This window comes from Neolewinella sp. (genome assembly GCF_965214665.1).
In the GTDB taxonomy this organism is placed as follows: Bacteria; Bacteroidota; Bacteroidia; order Chitinophagales; family Saprospiraceae; genus Neolewinella.
This window is the reverse complement of sequence record NZ_OZ243970.1, coordinates 4,523,495-4,540,875: the sequence shown is the minus strand read 5'-3', so window position 1 is coordinate 4,540,875 and position 17,381 is coordinate 4,523,495. Positions and strand designations below refer to the sequence as shown.

The following is a 17,381-nucleotide window of genomic DNA, read 5'->3' as shown; positions in this document are numbered from 1 at the left end:
CTTGTGTTTGCCCATCTTCGTTACGCTGGTGAGCGATGAATTTGGGGATGATCAAGCGGGAGCTACCACGGACCTAGGGGGGTCAACGAACCGGAATGTTTTCCACACCCAGGGGGGCAGTGGACCGGAATACGCACGGCCCGCAAACCCGCTGAAACACTAGGCTCGAAGACTTTCTGAGGGAGCCCTACTTAAGCTCTAATGTTTTAACTCTGGATAGATTTTTTCTAGCACATCAAGCAGTCTGTTATCACTTGGCCAAGGTGCGTAAGGTAAGACTACATATCCGTCGATGTCTACGAGCACATAACGAGGCATAATGCGAAAATTGAAGGCAGTTTGTAAGTACGCTTCATCTTCGGCCAAAGTCATGTAATTTAACCATCGCTCAGGGCGTTTATCAAGCAACTTTCTCCATGCCCCAAAATTATCTTCACCGCTCACGTGGATCGATACAATCCCTAATTGACTTGGCGGTAACCGCGAGCGAAGAGAATCTAAATAAGGTAGCTTTTTCATACAGCCAGTACAGTTGTCAGTATAAAACTCTACTAGTGTATAGGGGGCATCCGGCAGCACCATAGCAGGTATAATTGCTCCCGACGTATCGTAAACTTCCCCAATTTCCAGCTGACCCAAATCCCGGTTAAGACTTATGGATGTATCAGGTGAATAGCCCACCTGTTGTTGATCTGCTGAAGTTAATGAATCCAATCTTTTACCGATTATCATCTTTTCGAACAGTTGTTCACAGCTATAATTTTCTACACTCACATATGTGTATTTTTTTATTTCGTAAGACGTATCCAGCGTAGAAGCTTCAAAAAGATACTTCCCCCGTGGATTGAAGGCTGATTCAAACATGCCTCCGTTTCTTCGTTGTCTACGGTATACCTCAGATTCGTCTAGCCTGGCGTACCATACCATGTCATTCATGAACGGATGAATAAGTCGATGACTAAACCGAAGCGGGTTTTCATCTCTCTTTTTCCGGTACGGCTTCCAGTGTTTACCTTCAACCCCTGCGAATATAGACCTCATTCCAGGCACCTCTAGAAAACCATCATCACCAGAGGTGCGAGGGATAAAACTCACGTTCTTATACTGATAAGACCGATATATTTCACTGTTTTTTGCTGAGCGTTTTTCGTAGACGATTGAATCTCCGCAAACGTGAAATGTCATTGTTATATCAGTTCGATAAGGTTGCAGTTCTATTTCAATATCATTGTTAGCATCTATATCGACCAATTGAGTGTAGGGTAAATCATATATATCTAGAGTTACCACTCCATTAAATACGGGGTCTTGTGCTACGACTAGATTCAAGTGCCACCCAATAGCATAGCAAAGCACGAACATTACCTTTAATAATTTAACGTCCGTCATAATAATTCAATATTGTGGTTTGTGAACGTACAGAGGTTTAGTATATTACTTTAGACGATCTACCAAGCCACCAGCCAGGACGGGTGTAAGTCAGATTGTCGCGTCACTTATGCCGCTATATCATATTGATCATTAGGAGAGTGTGTCGTTCGGGGGCAGGTAAAAATCCGCAGCCCATCACTTCCGGGTAGACCACTGCAGTGAGCCTAATATACGCTATCCCTTCCCACCGAGTCAGGCGCGACTAAGCCTACTGTAAAGTCCACTACGGCCATCATCGTAGCCTAAATAATTAGCAAATTATTGACTGTCAGCTACTTAAACAAGCAATAATGACCTTTTTATATGAATCTTTGGAGTATGACCCACCCAAACTTTAACATTCACCCCCAAATTTGACGCTCCACTCTACCCTAATCGCTGCACCCGGCTTATATCGGGGGCCCCTCCCCCCGCTAACGCAGGCTTATGTTTTGCCCCCGCTAACCCATCCCCCACGCAACAGCGGAGCCAAATCGTAAATCGTACATAGTAAACGGTAAATTGTAAATCCCCCCCTACCCCCACTTCCCCAACTGCCGCACCATAGCCCGCATATCCTTAGGCAACTCCGCCGCGAAGTGCAGCCACTCCCCCGTCACCGGATGTGTGAAGCCGAGGCGCGAGGCATGCAACGGCACCCGCGAAAGCAACGGCCGCTCCTCCTCGTGCTTGCCCTTGTTGTAGTGGCGGCCCTTGAGCTCGGAGAGGAAAAACTCGCTACGCTTACCGTAGAACGGATCAACGAGCAGCGGGTGACCGATGTAGGCCAGGTGCACCCGGATCTGGTGCGTACGCCCGGTAAAGATCTGCACCCCCACCAGACTGAACTTACCGAGCCGCTCCATGACCTTGTAGTCGGTACGGGCAAACTTGCCGCCGCGGTGCGAGACCAGCATCTGGCCCACCTTGCTGGGGTGGGGCGCGATGGGCTCGTCGATGGTGGCCTCGTCGGGATCGGGCACGCCGTCGACCAGGGCCAGATAGACCTTCTCCACGTCGCGGGCCTCGAACTGCATACTCAACCCCCGGTGCGCCTCCGGGGTGCGGGCAAAAACGAGCAGGCCGGTGGTGGGCCGGTCCAGGCGGTGCACGGGGATGACCGGTCCGTACTGCTCACTGAGGAGCTGCTTGAGGTTGGGTAGGTCGGGGTCGTGGCGGTCGGGGACGGTGAGCAGGTCGGCGGGCTTGTCGACGACTAGGAGGTGGGGGTCTTGGTGGAGGAGGGGGAGCTTCATAGTAGGATGGCTGCCTGCGGCAGGAGCGGCAGAGGGTTCACCACTGAGGGACACTAAGGGCTTCACTGAGGTTCACGAAGTAGGTAGGTGTTCAATAGTAAGACACGGAGGCGCCTGCGGCGGGCTGCCTGCGGCAGGGGGCAGCAATAGGCGGCTAAACATCAAACTGCATAGTTTAGGTGGCTAAATAAACATATCGGCATACTAAATCGGCGGGGCCGCAGGTGCAACAATTTGAGCGTCAGACCCTTACCTTAGCCAGGACAATACACCACCTTATATGGCTTATTTTACCCATTTGGGGCTACTATTGGTAGCCTCCCTGAGCATGTATACTACTGGCTATGCGCAGACCTCCATCGACTACTGGCTCGAAGCTGAATGTACCCCCCTAAACGGGACCGGCTACGTCACGGCCCGCGACTTCACCGCCTCCAACCGCCGCTACGTGACGCTGCCGCGCGGGGAGGGGGAAGGGCCCACCGGGCTTGCGGACGACTTCCTCCGCTACCCCATCACCGTAGACCAGGCGGTCGATTCCACGCTGATGCTATCGGTATACGGCCGGCTACGGACCATCTTGCCGGCCGTGGACTACTTCCAGATACGCCTCAACGGCGGGGAGTGGACCACCCTGCCCAGTATCCTCTTCGTCGCCGATACCTTTGCCTGGCAACCGTCCGTACAAATTACTGGACTCACCCAGGGCACGAACCTACTGGATGTAGCCCTGATCTCGGTCGGCACTGAGTTGGATAAGCTGTTTGTGACCACCTCTACCGACAATCAGCCCACCGGACCGGGACCCTCGGCCGCCAACTGTGACGCCGAAGAACTGAACCTACCCCCCGTAGCCATCGCCCAGGCCCTACCCGAGGGTGGTACGGCACCCCTGGAGGTGATCCTCGATGGCACGTATTCCTTCGATGACGATGGGCTGATCGAATCATACACCTGGGCCTGGAACGACGGCGGTAGCGCCTTCGGTCCCACCCCCACGGTCACCTTCGTGGCCGGCACCTACAACGTGACCCTGACTGTAACTGATGACTTTGGGGCCACGGGTACCAGTGAACTAACCATTCCGGTCACCGGGCTACCCACTGAGCCCGATCCCGAACCCCGGAACGCCTTCTGGCTCGAAGCCGAGTGCGCCGCCGTGGGCAGCGCCTGGACTACCCTACAGGCCGGACCGGTGTCGGGGGGCCAGTCCGTCGTAGTACAGGAACTCAGCGCCACCGCCAGCCCCCCGGCCGACGTGCCCGCCAACCGGGTCCGCTTTACCCTACGGCAGGCCCTGGCGGGTAGTTATAGCCTCTACGCACGCATCGACGCGCCTGACAACGGCAGCGACTCCTACTGGGTGCGCGTCAATGAAGGCCCGTGGACCAGGTGGGCCAGCGGTATACGACAGGCTGCCGGCTACCAGTGGAATAGCTACCCTAGCGGACCGATCGCGTTGCAGGAAGGCACTAACTTCATTGACTTCGCCTTTCGTGAGGCGGGCACGGGCCTTGACAAGCTCCACCTGAATCAGACCGGCAAGGTTCCGACGGGCTTCGGTGCCGTAGCTACTAACTGTAGCCCGGTCGGGGAGGCCGCTACCCGCTTCGCCTTCGAAGCCGAATGCGTCCAGCGCGCCGGTAGCTGGCGGCCGGTCTCGGATCCTACGGTTTCGGGCGGCAAGTACGTCACGTATATCGGCCCTAACTCGGTAGACGCGCCCACCGCGGCGGGCCCCGCCGATAGCCTCACCTTCACGGTTGATGTGACCAAGGCCACGACCTACTACGGCTACCTCCGGCTGGATGCCCCCGACCTCGGTAGTAACTCCCTCTGGGTGCGCATCGACAAGGGCGACTGGATCAAGATGAACCAGGAAGTCGACGGCACGCCGCTACTTACCAACGGCTTCGCCTGGCGTACTCTCGCCGACCGGGGCCTGCCCGTCTCCTTCGAGCTTGGCGTTGGACCCCACACCATCACGGTGGCCAACCGCGAGTCGGGTACCCGGCTGGATAAGGTGTACCTGTCCTCCGCAGCACTACTGCCTGATGGGTTGGGCCCATCGGCTCCCAATTGCACTCCCCCACCCCCCGTGATCGAATTCCCTGGCCTACCGCTCGGTCCTGCAGTCCGTCTACCCGTCGCGGACCTATCCGTCTACCCTAACCCTACGCGCTCCACCCTCTCCCTAGAGCGGATGAGCGAGTACACCGGTCCGGTCACCATCCGAATTTCCGACTTTACCGGCCGGCAGTTGCGTCTCCTGTCCGTCGACAAGCCGGGTACCCAACTCACCCAGACCCTCGACCTAAGCGAGCTGCCCGCTGGCATGTACCGCTTACAGTTATTGGAGGGCCAGCAGCCTACCGTGGTGCCCTTCGTTAAACAGTAGGTCGTTCCCGGCAAACATATCGTCCGGGCGGGCGGTACACGCAGGTGCAACCGCAATCGAAACGCACAAGTCCCATGGTCGAAGCCCTCATCAACGCCACCGTCGCCAGCCTCCGTCGCCCCGAAAATCGGGAGAACGGCATCACTTCCGCCATCCTCAAGTTTCTCCAACCGGCCTTTGCGGAGCATAAGGAGGAGTTTGAGCAGCTACGGGCTGACCCCGGCGATGCCGACAGTAGCCGCCTGGTGCACCTGCGCCTCGACGGTTACCTCACCGGCGAGCCCGACCGCATTGAAGAACTGGAGGATATCTTAGACCGGGAGGATGGGGTGTAGCCAGCACCCATAGTTTTAGGTAGAAACTCCGTATCTTAGCTGAACTTACCCCTAGCCGTTTCTTGGCCGGGGAGTCCTCTCATGTTATCTACCTAAACCTACCATACGTGCATTTCTCTACCTCCCGGTGGCTGCTACTAGCGGCCCTTTACTGCGTTACCACCCCCCTCCTACTGGCCCAGTTGCCCCTCAGTGCCTACCTCGAGCCGGAGTGCTTCGACCTGAGCGGCACCGACTTTTTCGTGGGCACGGACGCCCTGGCCTCCAACGGCCGCTACGTCGCCTACCAGGCGCCACTGCCCGGTCAGGAGCCGCAGCTACGCACCTTCCGCCGTACCCTCGATTTCGGACGGGGGCCGGAGCTCGACATTCCATTCATCGAACTGCTTAGCCTAAACGTCTACGGTCGGCTACGCGCCACGAAGGCCAGCGAGAGCTACCTCGAGGTACGGGTCAACGAGGGCGAGTGGTTTACCTTCGAGGGCGTGATCGCTCCTACGGAGGACTTCGAGTGGATCGCCGCGCCCAACCGGCTGACCGGACTGCGCTCCGGCATTAACACCTTCGACATCCGCATCCGCCAGCAGGGCACCCAGCTCGACAAGATCTTCGTGACCCTTACCGGTGAGCTACCCGCGGGCCTGGGTGACGAGGCCATCAACTGTGAGGGCGTCGATTTCGAGCCCGAGCCGATTGCCGAGTACTGGTTGGAGGCCGAATGCGCTACTGTCGGTACAGCCTGGGAGACCATCGTCACCGATCAGGCAGCTGCCGATCAGGCCGTCGCGGCCACCGCGAGCTCCCGGCTCGGCCCGCCTGCCGACCTGCCGGCCAATCGCGTCCGCTTCACCCTGGAGCATCCTTCCGGGGGCGACTATAGCCTCTTTGCCCGCGTCAACGCTCCCAGCGGCCAGAGCGACTCCTACTGGGTGCGCGTCAACGGCGGTGACTGGTACCCCTGGTCGCGTGGCTTCCGCCAGGGGCAGGGTTTCCGCTGGAAGCGCTACCCCGACGGACCGGTCAGCCTACGGGCCGGCACCAACACCATCGACTTTGCCTTCCGCGAGGCGGGTACGCAGCTCGACAAGCTGCACCTCAACACCACCGGCATTCGTCCCCCCGTCACGGGCTTTGGCGCGGCCGGCACGAACTGCAACGCCGTAGCCCCGCCCACCTTCGCTTTCGAGGCCGAGTGCGCCGTGCGGGGCGCGGGCTGGGTACCGCTCATTAGTTCGACGGCTTCCAACAACAAGGCCATGGTGTTTTTCGGCCCCAGCACCCTGGCCGAGCCTACGGGTGAGCTGGACGACCGCGCGCTGATCTTTGCATTCAACGTTACCGCCCCCACCACCTACTACGGCTTTCTGCGGCTGGACGCCCCCACCTTGGGCAGCAATTCCCTCTGGGTCCGCCTCGACGGTGGCGACTGGATCAAGCTGTGGAAGGAATCCGATGGCAGCCCCCTGCGCACCAGCGGACTGGAGTGGCGCGCGTTGACCGACGATGGCCAGCCCGTCTCCTTCGACCTGGTCGCTGGCCCGCACACCGTTACGGTGGTTAATCGGGAGTCCGGCACCCGCCTGGATAAGCTTATTGTGTCAGCTAGCGATGTCCTGCCTTCTGGCCTGGGTGCTCCGGCTGCTGGCTGTGCTACCCGGCCGCCGAGTATTCCTTCTTTTCCACAGACTCCGGCTCCGGCCGCTTATGGTGCTCCGATGTCTGCCGATGTGGCCGTCTACCCTAATCCAGCCACCACCGAGCTAACGCTGGAGCTTACTAGTGCGTATGAGGGGTACGTGACTATGCGGATAGTTGATGGTATGGGTCGTGCGGTGCGGCAGGTGGTGGTTGAGAAGGCTGCCGGGGAGCTGCGTACGGGGTTTGATGTGGGTGATTTGCCTAGTGGGGTGTATCGGCTTCAGGTGCTCCGGGGGCGGGAGATTACGGTGGTACCCTTTGCTAAGCAGTAACGGATGCCAGCGCAGCCAGAGGCTGCATTTTGCTGGCGTCCCGATAGCTATCGGGAGAGACCGCATTGTACTACCTATCCCGCCTCCGTCGTCTGCCTTAACTCCCTAACCCCTTGACCCCTTAACCCCTTGGTGTGTGGATAACTTTTTGTTTGAAAAAGCCGTTTTCTAGCTACCTTGCCGTAGCCGAAAATTAGCCCGCCACATGCCCGAATTCTGCCACCTGCACTGCCATACCCAGTACTCGCTACTCGACGGGGCCTCCGAGATCGGCGCGATGATGGACAAGGCGCAGGCCGACGGGCAGAAGGGCGTGGCGCTGACCGACCACGGCAATATGTTCGGGGCCTTCAAGTTCGTGGCCGAGGCCGATAAGCGGGGACTGAAGCCGATGGTGGGTTGCGAATTCTACGTGGTCGAAAATCGGCGGGTGCAGGCCTTTAGCCGGGCGCGGGGCGAAAAGGACGTACGCTACCACCAACTGATGCTGGCCAAGAACAAGCAGGGCTACCAGAACCTGGCCAAGCTCTGTAGTCTGGGCTACATCGAGGGCCTGTACGGCAAGTACCCCCGCATCGATAAGGAGCTGATCCGCCAGCACAGCGAGGGGGTGATTGCCAGTAGCTGCTGCATCGGTGCCATCATCCCGCAGTTGCTGATGCAGGGCAAGGACGAGGAAGCCGAACAGGAGTTGAAGTGGTGGCTCGACGTGTTCGGGCAGGACTACTACATCGAACTCCAGCGCCACCGCGGGCTGGACAATATCGACAACCTCGGTATTAGCCAGGAGGACATCAATCAGAAGCTACTGCGGCTGGCCCGGAAGCACGCCGTCAAGGTGATCTGCACTAATGACAGCCACTACGTCGAGGAGGAGGACTACCTACCCCACGACATCCTGCTGTGTGTCAATACGGGCTCGCTGATGGAGAATATGAGCCGGTTCAAGTTTCCGAGCTCGGACTTCTACTTCAAGTCGCAGCGGGAAATGGCCAAGCTCTTCAGTGACGTGCCCGAGAGCGTGGCTAACACCATGGAGATCCACGACAAGATCGAGCACCTGAAGCTAACCAGCGACGTGCTGCTGCCCAACTTCCCGATGCCGATCGGCTTTGCTACCCAGGACGATTACCTCCGCTACCTCACCTACGAGGGCGCGAAAAAGCGCTACGGCGAGCTCACCGCTCAGGTGACCGAGCGGCTCGACTTCGAGCTCGACGTCATCAAGGCCTCGGGCTATCCCGGTTACTTCCTCATCGTACAGGACTTCACGGATGCAGCCCGCAAAATGGGCGTGAGCGTAGGACCGGGACGCGGATCGGCGGCCGGCTCGGCGGTAGCCTACTGCACCGGCATCACCAACATCGATCCCATCAAGTACGACCTGCTCTTCGAGCGCTTCCTGAATCCGGAGCGGGTGTCGATGCCCGATATCGATATCGACTTCGACGACGTAGGCCGCCAGAAGGTGATCGACTACGTGATCGACAAGTACGGGCAGCAGCAGGTGGCCCAGATCATCACCTACGGCACCATGGCGGCCCGCTCCAGCCTACGCGACGTGGGCCGGGTGATGGACGTGCCCCTGCACGAGGTCGACAAGGTGGCTAAGTCCTTCCCCGCCCAGCTCGGCGCTACCCTGCGCGATGTACTTGCCCCCAAGGATATCCACCCGAAACTCAAGTCCAAGCTCAACAGCGACGATACGGAAAAGGCCTACCAGTTCCGCCAGCTTGCCGAGCAGCAAAACGAGATTGGCGAGCTTATCCGCACGGCCTCTAAGCTGGAGGGTAGTATCCGTAACACCGGCGTCCATGCCTGTGGGGTGGTCATCACCCCCACTCCGGTGACCGACCACGTGCCCGTCACGGCCGATAAGGACACCGGCATGTACATCAGTCAGTTCGACAACTCCGTAGCGGAGACGGCCGGCCTGCTTAAGATGGACTTCCTCGGCCTCAAAACCCTCAGCATCATCAAGGACGCCGTAACGATGATCGCCGAGAACCACCCCGAGGTGGGCCTGATCGACATCGACGCCATCCCCCTCGACGACGCCAAGACCTACGAGCTCTTCCAGCGCGGGGAGACCAACGCCATCTTCCAGTACGAGTCCGGCGGCATGCAGAAGCACATGAAAAATCTGCAGCCCACCACCTTCGACGATCTGATCGCGATGAATGCGCTCTACCGTCCCGGCCCGCTGGAGTATATCCCTGAGTTCATCGATCGGAAGCATGGGCGGAAGCCGATCGTGTACACCCTGGCCGGTGAAGAGCAGTATTTGAAGGAAACCTTCGGGATCTACGTCTATCAGGAGCAGATTATGCTGTTGTCACAGTCAATTGCCGGCTTTTCCCGCGGCGAGGCTGACGTGCTCCGCAAGGCCATGGGCAAAAAGCAAAAGGCCGTCCTTGATAAGATGTACCCCGCCTTCATCGAGGGCGGTAAGGTAAAGGGTCACCCCGAGGATAAGCTCGGTAAGATCTGGAAGGACTGGGAAGCCTTCGCCTCCTACGCCTTCAATAAGTCACACTCCACCTGCTACGCCTTCGTCGCCTACCAGACGGCCTACCTCAAGGCCCACTACCCGGCCGAGTACATGGCCTCGGTGCTGAGCCACAACCGCACCAACCAGGAAAAACTCACCTTCTTTCTCAAGGAGTGCCGCCGCATGGAGGTACCCGTACTGGGCCCCGATATCAACGAGAGCCAGGCCGAGTTCGCCGTCAACAAGAAGGGGGCCATCCGCATCGGGCTTACCGCGCTGAAGGGCGTCGGCGAGGGACCGGTGGAGGAGATTCTACGCGCCCGTAAGGACTGCGGCCCCTTCACCTCGGTCTTCCACCTTATGCAGTGCGTGGAGCCTGGCACGGTCAATAAGCGGGTACTGGAAGCCCTGGCCGACGCCGGCGGCTTCGACTGCTTCGAGACCATCCACCGGGCGCAGTACTTCGCCCCCAGCGAGAAGTACGACAGCTACCTGGAGCACGTCACTAAGTACGCCAACGCCTACCAGAGCCAGCTAGCCTCTGCCGCTACCTCGCTCTTTGGGGCCATTCAGGAGGAGATTCTGCCCGACGAGCCCGAGCCCCCCCAGGCCCGGGAGTGGAACCTGCCCGAAAAACTCAACCGGGAAAAGGAGGTCACCGGCATCTACGTCAGCGGCCACCCCCTGGACGGCTACAAGCTCGAGATCGACAACTACGTCACCTGCTGCCTCGGCGAGGTGAACCCCGAGAAGTACGGCAAGATCACCATGCGCCTGGCCGGCATGATCAGCGCCTCCCGCCACATGGTGAGCAAGAACGGCAACGGCTGGGGTATCTTCGAGCTCAGTGACTTCGACGATACCATCGAGTTCAAGCTCTTCGGCGAGGATTACGAGAAGTACAAGCACGTGCTCAACCAGGGTAAGGCCGTCTTCGTGCGGGCCAACTACCGCCAGCGCCGCTGGGGCGACGACAACGAGGTGGACCTCAATATTTCAGAAGTAAAACTCCTCGAAGGCATCGGACGCGAACTCACGGAGGCCATCATCCTCAAACTTCCCCTGCGCGACCTCACCCCCCAGCTGGTCGCCGAGCTCGATACACTCTGCACTAAATTCAGGGGGCAGCAAAAACTCCGCATGGTGTTCTACGACGCCGAGGAGGACATGAAGCTCAAAATGTACAGCCGCGAGCGCCTCGTCGACGCCGACACCGACTTTATCAACGGCATCGAGCGGCTGGGTATAAAGTACCGGGTGGCGTAAGTCAGGCTCGATACCACGTAAAAAGGTCGAGTGGCCTCCGGCCCGAGTGCGTGTGACGAGAAGTCTACTTTGCTCGGGCCGGAGGCCGCTCGACCTTGGTACATGGGGGCACACCGGCGGGCCGCAGGTGCAAGGCCTAATGAAACGGGACCGATCAGGAGGTGTACCCCGGGTTTTGCGGATATCCCCCTAGCGTACGGTCGATCTGCGTCTGCGGAATAGGTCGCACAGTGTGGTAATCTTGAATGTTCGGTGCTGCCTGCTCGTTATACTTGCGTACCCGTTCTACCAGTGTCATCGTACGGGTGAGGTCGAACCAGCGGTGGCCCTCGCCGACCAGTTCCCGGGCCCGCTCATCGAGCAAAAAATCGAGATTGACGTCGGCCGCCGTAATCTGAATAGCCTCTTCTTGTCCGTCTACGGCAGCCCTTACGCGAATGACGTTAATATCCTCGGCGGCACCTTCCTGGTCACCTTGCCGCAGACGAGCCTCGGCACGCAGCAGATAGGCGTCGCCTAGTCGCATCAGCACATAGTCCCGCTGCCCCTGCGTGTGTTGGCGGTTGGGCCGGGTGGGGTCTAGCCACTTACTGAGGGTAGGGAATAACCGTTCGGTGAACTCATCGCTGGTAAGCACCTGGTAGCGGGTAGCGGCCTGCCGTTCCTGCGTCCAGGCCTCCTCGAGTTGGGGGCCGGGGATGTAAAAGGCCGTATCGCCGACGCCAAATTTATTTGCCCCCTCGGTACCATACCCGGCGGCGGCTTCCTCGGCCGTGTACTTGGGAACACTTCCTGCATTATTCGCGAACCAAACGGACTTGAAGGAGCCATCGTAGCGGGTGTCGATCGAACGGTCCCAAAGCTGGAAGGTGTAGGGGGTGGGGCGGAAACGCTTCCAGGGCCGTCCGTTCTCAATATCGCGGGTCAGACCGGGCTGATTGTCGTATTCCATGAGGAAGTAGAGGTGACCGCGATTGCCGTTGTTATCCAGTCCTTCATCGACCTGCGTCTTGCTGTTTTGGATGGCGAAGACGACCTCGGCGTTGCGTTCGTTGCTGATGTCCCAGAGGTCGGCGTAGTTATCAAGCAGCCGGAAGCCGTAATTCTCGATCACATTGGTAAACAGCTCCTCAGCACGTGCCGCATCGTCGCCACCCGCATAACCGGTGTAGCTACGAGTAAGGAGCACCTTAGCTAGGAGAAACTCGGCGGCGGGCTTGGTAGCGCGGCCGTAATCATCCTGACTGTCGGGTAGGTTCGCAATGGCGAACTCCAGATCGGGCACGATGGCCTGCGCGTATATCTCACTGGCGGCTGTACGATTAGCCTCTACCTCGACGCCGGCGGTTTCCTCCAGGGTAAGGTGTACATCTCCGTAGGTTCGTACTAGGTCGAAGTAGTACAGGGCACGGAGGAAGCGCACCTCAGCGATTCGACTTGTTCTCAATTCTTCGTCGATTCCCTCCACGTTCACGGAGCGATCGACTACGGCGTTGGCCTGGTTGATGCCGCGGTAGAGGTCCTCCCAGGTATCGCGGATGAAGTTGTCCGAAGGGTTAAGCTGCCCGTCGTAGAGGTTGATCCCCTTGAAGCTTCCGTCGGCTCCATTGGTGTAGGTGTCGGTGCCGAATACGGTCAGCGTATATCCTCGCTCTACGCCGTAATATGGTTTGGTGAAGGAATAAGTCGCCTTGACGGCATCCTCGAAGCCGGCGGGGGTAGGATAGTAGGTGGCGGCGGAGACGTTGCTCACGAGCTCCTCCTCTAGGTAGCTCTCGCAGGCCGTAGTGAGCCCGCACAGGATCGCTACACACAGGGGGGTGATGTACTGTCGAATGTTCATGGTACGGGGGGATTAGAAGGTAGCGCGCAGGCCGCCCAGAAAAATTTTGGTGCTTGGGATGATGTCGTTGATCTCGGGGTCATAGCTATCGTATTCGGAGCTGAACCAGAGATTTTGTCCGGAGACGTAGAACCGTAACCGGCTCATGCCCAGTCGGGAAACGAGGTTATCCGGCAGGTTGTAGCCTAGCTGCACGTTGCGCAGCTTGACGAAGCTGCCATCGAAGTAACTAAGGGAAGAGACGTTGCGTGGCCGTTCCTGATTCTCGTTGGGCCGGGGATTGGCATTCGTGGGGTTGTCGATGGTCCAGTAGTCGACGTCCAGGTTGTTGTAGCGGCCGAAGAGCAGGTTGTTGCCATTATGAAATCGGCTCTCAATAGTCTGCCCCTGACGGAAGAAAAAGAACACCGAAAGATCCAGTCCCCGGTACTCGAAGCGATTGGTGATACCGCCCAGGAAGTCCGGCACCTCGGAGCCGATGATCACCCGGTCCTCGGGCGTGATGATGCCGTCGCCGTTGATGTCGTCAATTTTGATTTCGCCGGGTTCCTTATTCTCGCGGCTAGCGGCTAGGTCGACCTCGTCGGCCTGGTAGATGCCGATCTTGCGGTAGTCGAAAAAGGAGGTGATACTCTCGCCAATGAACCAGCCATTGCCAACGTCGTCGATGGGGTTACCCGCCTCATCGCGCAGGGCCAGCTCGGTGATCTCCTCGGTGTAGCGTGAGATGTTAAAGTCTACTGACCACTGAAAGCCGGTCGGGTTGTTGAAAATGGCCGCACCAAGGGTGAGCTCCGCTCCGTTGGTTTGCGTTGCCCCAATGTTTTGAAATACGCTGGCGTAACCGGATGTCGGGGGTAGGTTACGGGCCAGGAGCAAGTTCTCGGTGCTGGTGCGGAAGACCTCTACCGAACCGTTGAAGCGGCCGTTGAGCAGATCGAAGTCTAGTCCGAAGTTGAGTGTTTTGGAGACCTCCCAGCCAAGTTCTGGATTAGGAATATCCCGGAGGGCAAAGCCAAAGGCGGGGTTCTCCGCCCAGGCGTAGGTGGTACGCTGTAGAGCTCCCCGTGTACTGTAGGGGTCGATAGCGGTATTGCCCACCTCGCCGTAGCTGACGCGTAGTTTCAGGTCGTTAATGAAGGTAGCACCCTGTAAGAAAGGCTCCGCTCCGATGCGCCAACCCAAAGAAATACCCGGGAAATAGTCCCACTGATTGCCCTCGGCTAGTCGGCTAGAACCATCGGCCCGGATGCTGGCCTGAAACAGGTACTTACCCTTAAAGGAGTAGTTGGCCCGGGCCATGAAGGAGGCGAGCTTCCATTCCTGCAGAAAGGAGGAGAGGTCGCCCTTCACCTCCGCCGTGCCAATGTTGTAGAACAGCTGCTCCTCGTAGGGCAGGTTAAGTACCGCATTGCGCTGTACCTCGTAGCGGAAACTCTGAATCGACTGCAGGCCGGTCAATCCCAGCGTATGATCGCTGCCAAAGTCGCGGTTGTAGTTAATAAGGTTTTCCCAGGTGTAGCCGAAGTCCTGAGAATTTTCAATCTCGGCATCCGAGGGGCCGCCACGGTTGTCGTTCGTAAGACTGGAGCGGAACTCCCCCCGGCGGTAGTAGCGCACGTCGGGGCCGAAGGTGGAGGTGAAATTGAGCCCGGGCAAGATATCCGCTTTAATGTAGATAGGGGCGAAAAGGCGCGTCACCCGCCGTTCGTCAATGTAGGCATCGGGCTGTATCTCGGCCAGGGGGTTGGTGCGAATGCCGTCGTTGGTGGGTAGGAAACGGACCGTACCGTCCTCATTGTAGGGTACGCCCAGGGGGTTGTTGGCCAGGGCCTCGCCGATGGTGGCGTTAGAGCCAAAGTTTTGCGTCGAGTTGGAGGCGGTAAAGGAAATACCGGCCTGGAAGATGTTGCCGATGCGTTGGTCCAGATTCACCCGTGCGGTGTAGCGTGAGAAATCCATATTACTGATGATGCCCTGCTCGTCGAAGTAGCCGAGCGACATATTGAACTGGGTATTCTCTGATCCACCGCGCACGCCGAGCTGGTGGTTCATCTGATTGCCATTGTCAAGTACCAGGTCCTGAAAATCCGTACTCCTGCCCTCGGCAATACTTTCCAATTCGGTAGGGTCGAGAAAGACCTCCTCATCGGAGGGGATGGTACCGTTCCACCCCAGTCGCCGGCTCTCGCGCTTGAGGGCGGCAAACTCCGCGCCGTTCATCATGTCCACGGTATTCAGGGCGCTGGTCACGCCGTAGTAACCGTCGTAGGAGACGATGGTACGACCGGCGGAGCCCCGCTTGGTGGTCACGATGACCACCCCGTTGGAACCCCGGCTGCCGTAAATGGCCGTGCCGGCAGCGTCTTTGAGTATTTCCATGGACTCGATGTCCTGGGGATTGATGTCCGCAATGGCGTTGGTGCCACTGGTCTGGGGGATACCGTCGATGACGAAGAGGGGGTCATTACTCGCTGAGAGTGACCGCCGGCCCCGGATGCGAATGGTGGGGTTGGCACCCGGCCGTCCGCCGCCGCTGACGATGTCCACTCCACTGACCTGCCCCTGCATGGCCTGTACGCCGCTGGGGGTGGCAATCTCGGTGATCTGCTCTGCCTCCAGGCTGGAGATGGAGGCGGTAACGTCGCGTTTACGCTGGATGCCGTAGCCCACCACGACCACCTCGTCGAGGGTTTGGGAGTCTTCCCGCAGGACAATCTGGAATTCGGTCTGGCTACCTACCTGGATAACTTGGCTTTCGTAGCCGGTGTAAGTGACGACTAGGTGGGGATCATCGTCCGTTACGTCGATGGTGAAACGGCCGTCGAAATCGGTGACCGTCCCTATAGTAGTGCCCTCCTGGAGCACGGTAGCGCCGATAAGTGGCTCGCCGCTCTCATCGGTGATAATACCGGTAATGGGAACTAATTCGGTGGGGGGCAGGGGCAGCGGTGAGGACATAGCTACCAGCGTGCTACCTCCCGCCAGGAACAGCAGAAGTAAAATTCGTTGCATGATGGAGATTAAGTTGTAGTGAGATCGACGGTCGCTACAGTCAACGACCGGTGAAATATACTCCGCTTTTAGAATTCAACCGATTTAATTTTTATAAATGTGTTAAAATGGGTGACATGATTCGGCAGTGCGGGCTGAGGTAAGCCGTCGGTTTCACGCCGTGCGCACCTGCGGCCCCGCCCCCTGTTGTAGTTTAACTAGTTCACTGGTTATGCCTGACCGTCCGTTTTACCGCCGTAAGCGCTTCATTATCCCGGCCGTGGTGGTACTGCTGCTCGTGGCCTTCCGGCTGTACCTGCCGACGCTAGTGAAGAACTACGTCAACAAGACGCTGGCCGAGCTGCCGGGCTACTACGGGCAGGTGGCCGATATCGACATCGCCCTGCTGCGCGGCGCCTACGTCATTAAGGGGATGTACCTCAACGTGGTGAACGGGGCCACCGAGGTGCCCTTCCTGAAGCTGCCGCAGACGGACATCAGCGTGGAGTGGAAATCGCTGTTCAAGGGGCGGGTGGTAAGCGAAATCTACCTGACGAGCCCCGAGGTGATTTATTTGCTGGAGGACCAGGAAAGCCTAACGACGGAGGAAAGCCCCAGCACCGACGACTGGACTAAGGCGCTGACCGACCTGGTGCCGATCGACATTAACCACCTGGAGATCATCGACGGAAAACTGGCCTACGTAGAGGTGAACGCCGAGCCGAACATCGACCTGGAAATTACCAAACTACGGCTGGTGGCCGACAATCTGAGCAACGTCGTAGCCGCGCCCAATACCCTGCCCTCGCCGGTCACGGCCAGCGGCGTGAGCTTCGGCGGCGGGGCGGTGAAGCTGGACGGTAAGGTAAACCTACTCAGGGAGGTACCGGACGTAGACCTGACCTTCTCCCTGGAGGGGGCCAGCGCCACGGCCCTCAACGACTGGACGCGGCAGTACGTGGGCATCGACTTTGAGAGCGGCACCTTCGAGGTGTTCAGCGAGGTAGCCATCGCCGATGGTTTTATGAAGGGCTACATCAAGCCGCTGCTGACCGACGGTAAGCTGATCGGCAAGGACGACTCCTTCACCCAGACCGTGTGGGAGGGCTTCGTGGGCTTCTTTAAGTTCCTGTTTACCAACCAGAAGACCGATACGCTGGGCACGGAGGTGGCCTTCGAGGGTGATCTAACCGATCCGCAGGTGAAGATCTGGCCCACGGTGACCAATATCTTCAAAAATGCCTGGATCAAGGCCTTTTCCCCCGACACCGACGACAGCATCGACTACCAGGACGCGCTGAACCGCGACGGGGAGGGGAAGTCGAAAAAGGAACTGCGGCAGGAGCGGCGGGCTAAGCGGCGGGCGGAGAAGGGGGGGCAATAAGCTTAGGCGTTGGACGCTTAGATAACAGATTAAA

9 protein-coding genes are annotated in these 17,381 nt (G+C 58.6%); 5 read left to right on the top strand and 4 right to left on the bottom strand.

All coding sequences use genetic code 11. The annotated features are described in order from the left end of the window. Nucleotides 1-198: 198 nt before the first annotated feature. On the bottom strand, nt 199-1,389 hold the full coding sequence (locus ACOOHD_RS19465; protein ID WP_420459548.1) for a TlpA family protein disulfide reductase: 1,191 nt from the start codon (nt 1,387-1,389) through the stop codon (nt 199-201). 557 nt (nt 1,390-1,946) lie between these two features. Then, the gene (locus tag ACOOHD_RS19460) at nt 1,947-2,666 is read right to left on the bottom strand and encodes an RluA family pseudouridine synthase (RefSeq protein ID WP_420459547.1); all 720 of its coding nucleotides are present in this window, start codon (nt 2,664-2,666) and stop codon (nt 1,947-1,949) included. 280 nt (nt 2,667-2,946) lie between these two features. Here ACOOHD_RS19460 and ACOOHD_RS19455 point away from each other — a divergent pair, with 280 nt between their 5' ends. The 4 genes from ACOOHD_RS19455 (at nt 2,947) to dnaE (ending at nt 11,126) form a co-directional block, all read left to right on the top strand. Beyond that, complete coding sequence (locus ACOOHD_RS19455; protein WP_420459546.1) at nt 2,947-5,064, top strand: PKD domain-containing protein; 2,118 nt, start codon at nt 2,947-2,949, stop codon at nt 5,062-5,064. Nucleotides 5,065-5,138: 74 nt separating this feature from the next. Further along, nucleotides 5,139-5,399 (top strand): hypothetical protein, encoded by a 261-nt coding sequence (locus ACOOHD_RS19450; protein ID WP_420459545.1) that lies wholly within the window; start codon nt 5,139-5,141, stop codon nt 5,397-5,399. 107 nt (nt 5,400-5,506) lie between these two features. Further along, a complete protein-coding gene (locus ACOOHD_RS19445; RefSeq protein ID WP_420459544.1) occupies nt 5,507-7,369 on the top strand; it encodes a T9SS type A sorting domain-containing protein in 1,863 nt (620 codons plus the stop codon). 205 nt (nt 7,370-7,574) lie between these two features. Continuing rightward, complete coding sequence (gene dnaE / locus ACOOHD_RS19440) at nt 7,575-11,126, top strand: DNA polymerase III subunit alpha (RefSeq protein WP_420459543.1); 3,552 nt, start codon at nt 7,575-7,577, stop codon at nt 11,124-11,126. 154 nt (nt 11,127-11,280) lie between these two features. Here dnaE and ACOOHD_RS19435 read toward each other — a convergent pair whose 3' ends face one another. Both ACOOHD_RS19435 and ACOOHD_RS19430 read right to left on the bottom strand, forming a co-directional pair. Next, entirely contained in the window at nt 11,281-12,969 is a 1,689-nt protein-coding gene (locus tag ACOOHD_RS19435; protein WP_420459542.1) for a RagB/SusD family nutrient uptake outer membrane protein, read from the bottom strand. 12 nt (nt 12,970-12,981) lie between these two features. Next, entirely contained in the window at nt 12,982-15,984 is a 3,003-nt protein-coding gene (locus ACOOHD_RS19430) for a SusC/RagA family TonB-linked outer membrane protein (protein WP_420459541.1), read from the bottom strand. 211 nt (nt 15,985-16,195) lie between these two features. Between ACOOHD_RS19430 and ACOOHD_RS19425 the strand changes: the two genes are divergently transcribed. Beyond that, nucleotides 16,196-17,347: a DUF748 domain-containing protein gene (locus ACOOHD_RS19425; protein ID WP_420459540.1), complete on the top strand. Its 1,152-nt coding sequence runs from the start codon at nt 16,196-16,198 to the stop codon at nt 17,345-17,347. The last annotated feature ends 34 nt before the right edge of the window (nt 17,348-17,381 follow it).

Bases quoted from the DNA above. Each gene is read 5' to 3' on its own strand.
- ACOOHD_RS19435 (WP_420459542.1), bottom strand. From the start codon at position 12,969: ATGAACATTCGACAGTACATCACCCCCCTGTGTGTAGCGATCCTGTGC.
- ACOOHD_RS19460 (WP_420459547.1), bottom strand. From the start codon at position 2,666: ATGAAGCTCCCCCTCCTCCACCAAGACCCCCACCTCCTAGTCGTCGAC.
- ACOOHD_RS19430 (WP_420459541.1), bottom strand. From the start codon at position 15,984: ATGCAACGAATTTTACTTCTGCTGTTCCTGGCGGGAGGTAGCACGCTG.
- ACOOHD_RS19425 (WP_420459540.1), top strand. From the start codon at position 16,196: ATGCCTGACCGTCCGTTTTACCGCCGTAAGCGCTTCATTATCCCGGCC.
- dnaE (WP_420459543.1), top strand. From the start codon at position 7,575: ATGCCCGAATTCTGCCACCTGCACTGCCATACCCAGTACTCGCTACTC.
- ACOOHD_RS19450 (WP_420459545.1), top strand. From the start codon at position 5,139: ATGGTCGAAGCCCTCATCAACGCCACCGTCGCCAGCCTCCGTCGCCCC.
- ACOOHD_RS19465 (WP_420459548.1), bottom strand. From the start codon at position 1,389: ATGACGGACGTTAAATTATTAAAGGTAATGTTCGTGCTTTGCTATGCT.
- ACOOHD_RS19455 (WP_420459546.1), top strand. From the start codon at position 2,947: ATGGCTTATTTTACCCATTTGGGGCTACTATTGGTAGCCTCCCTGAGC.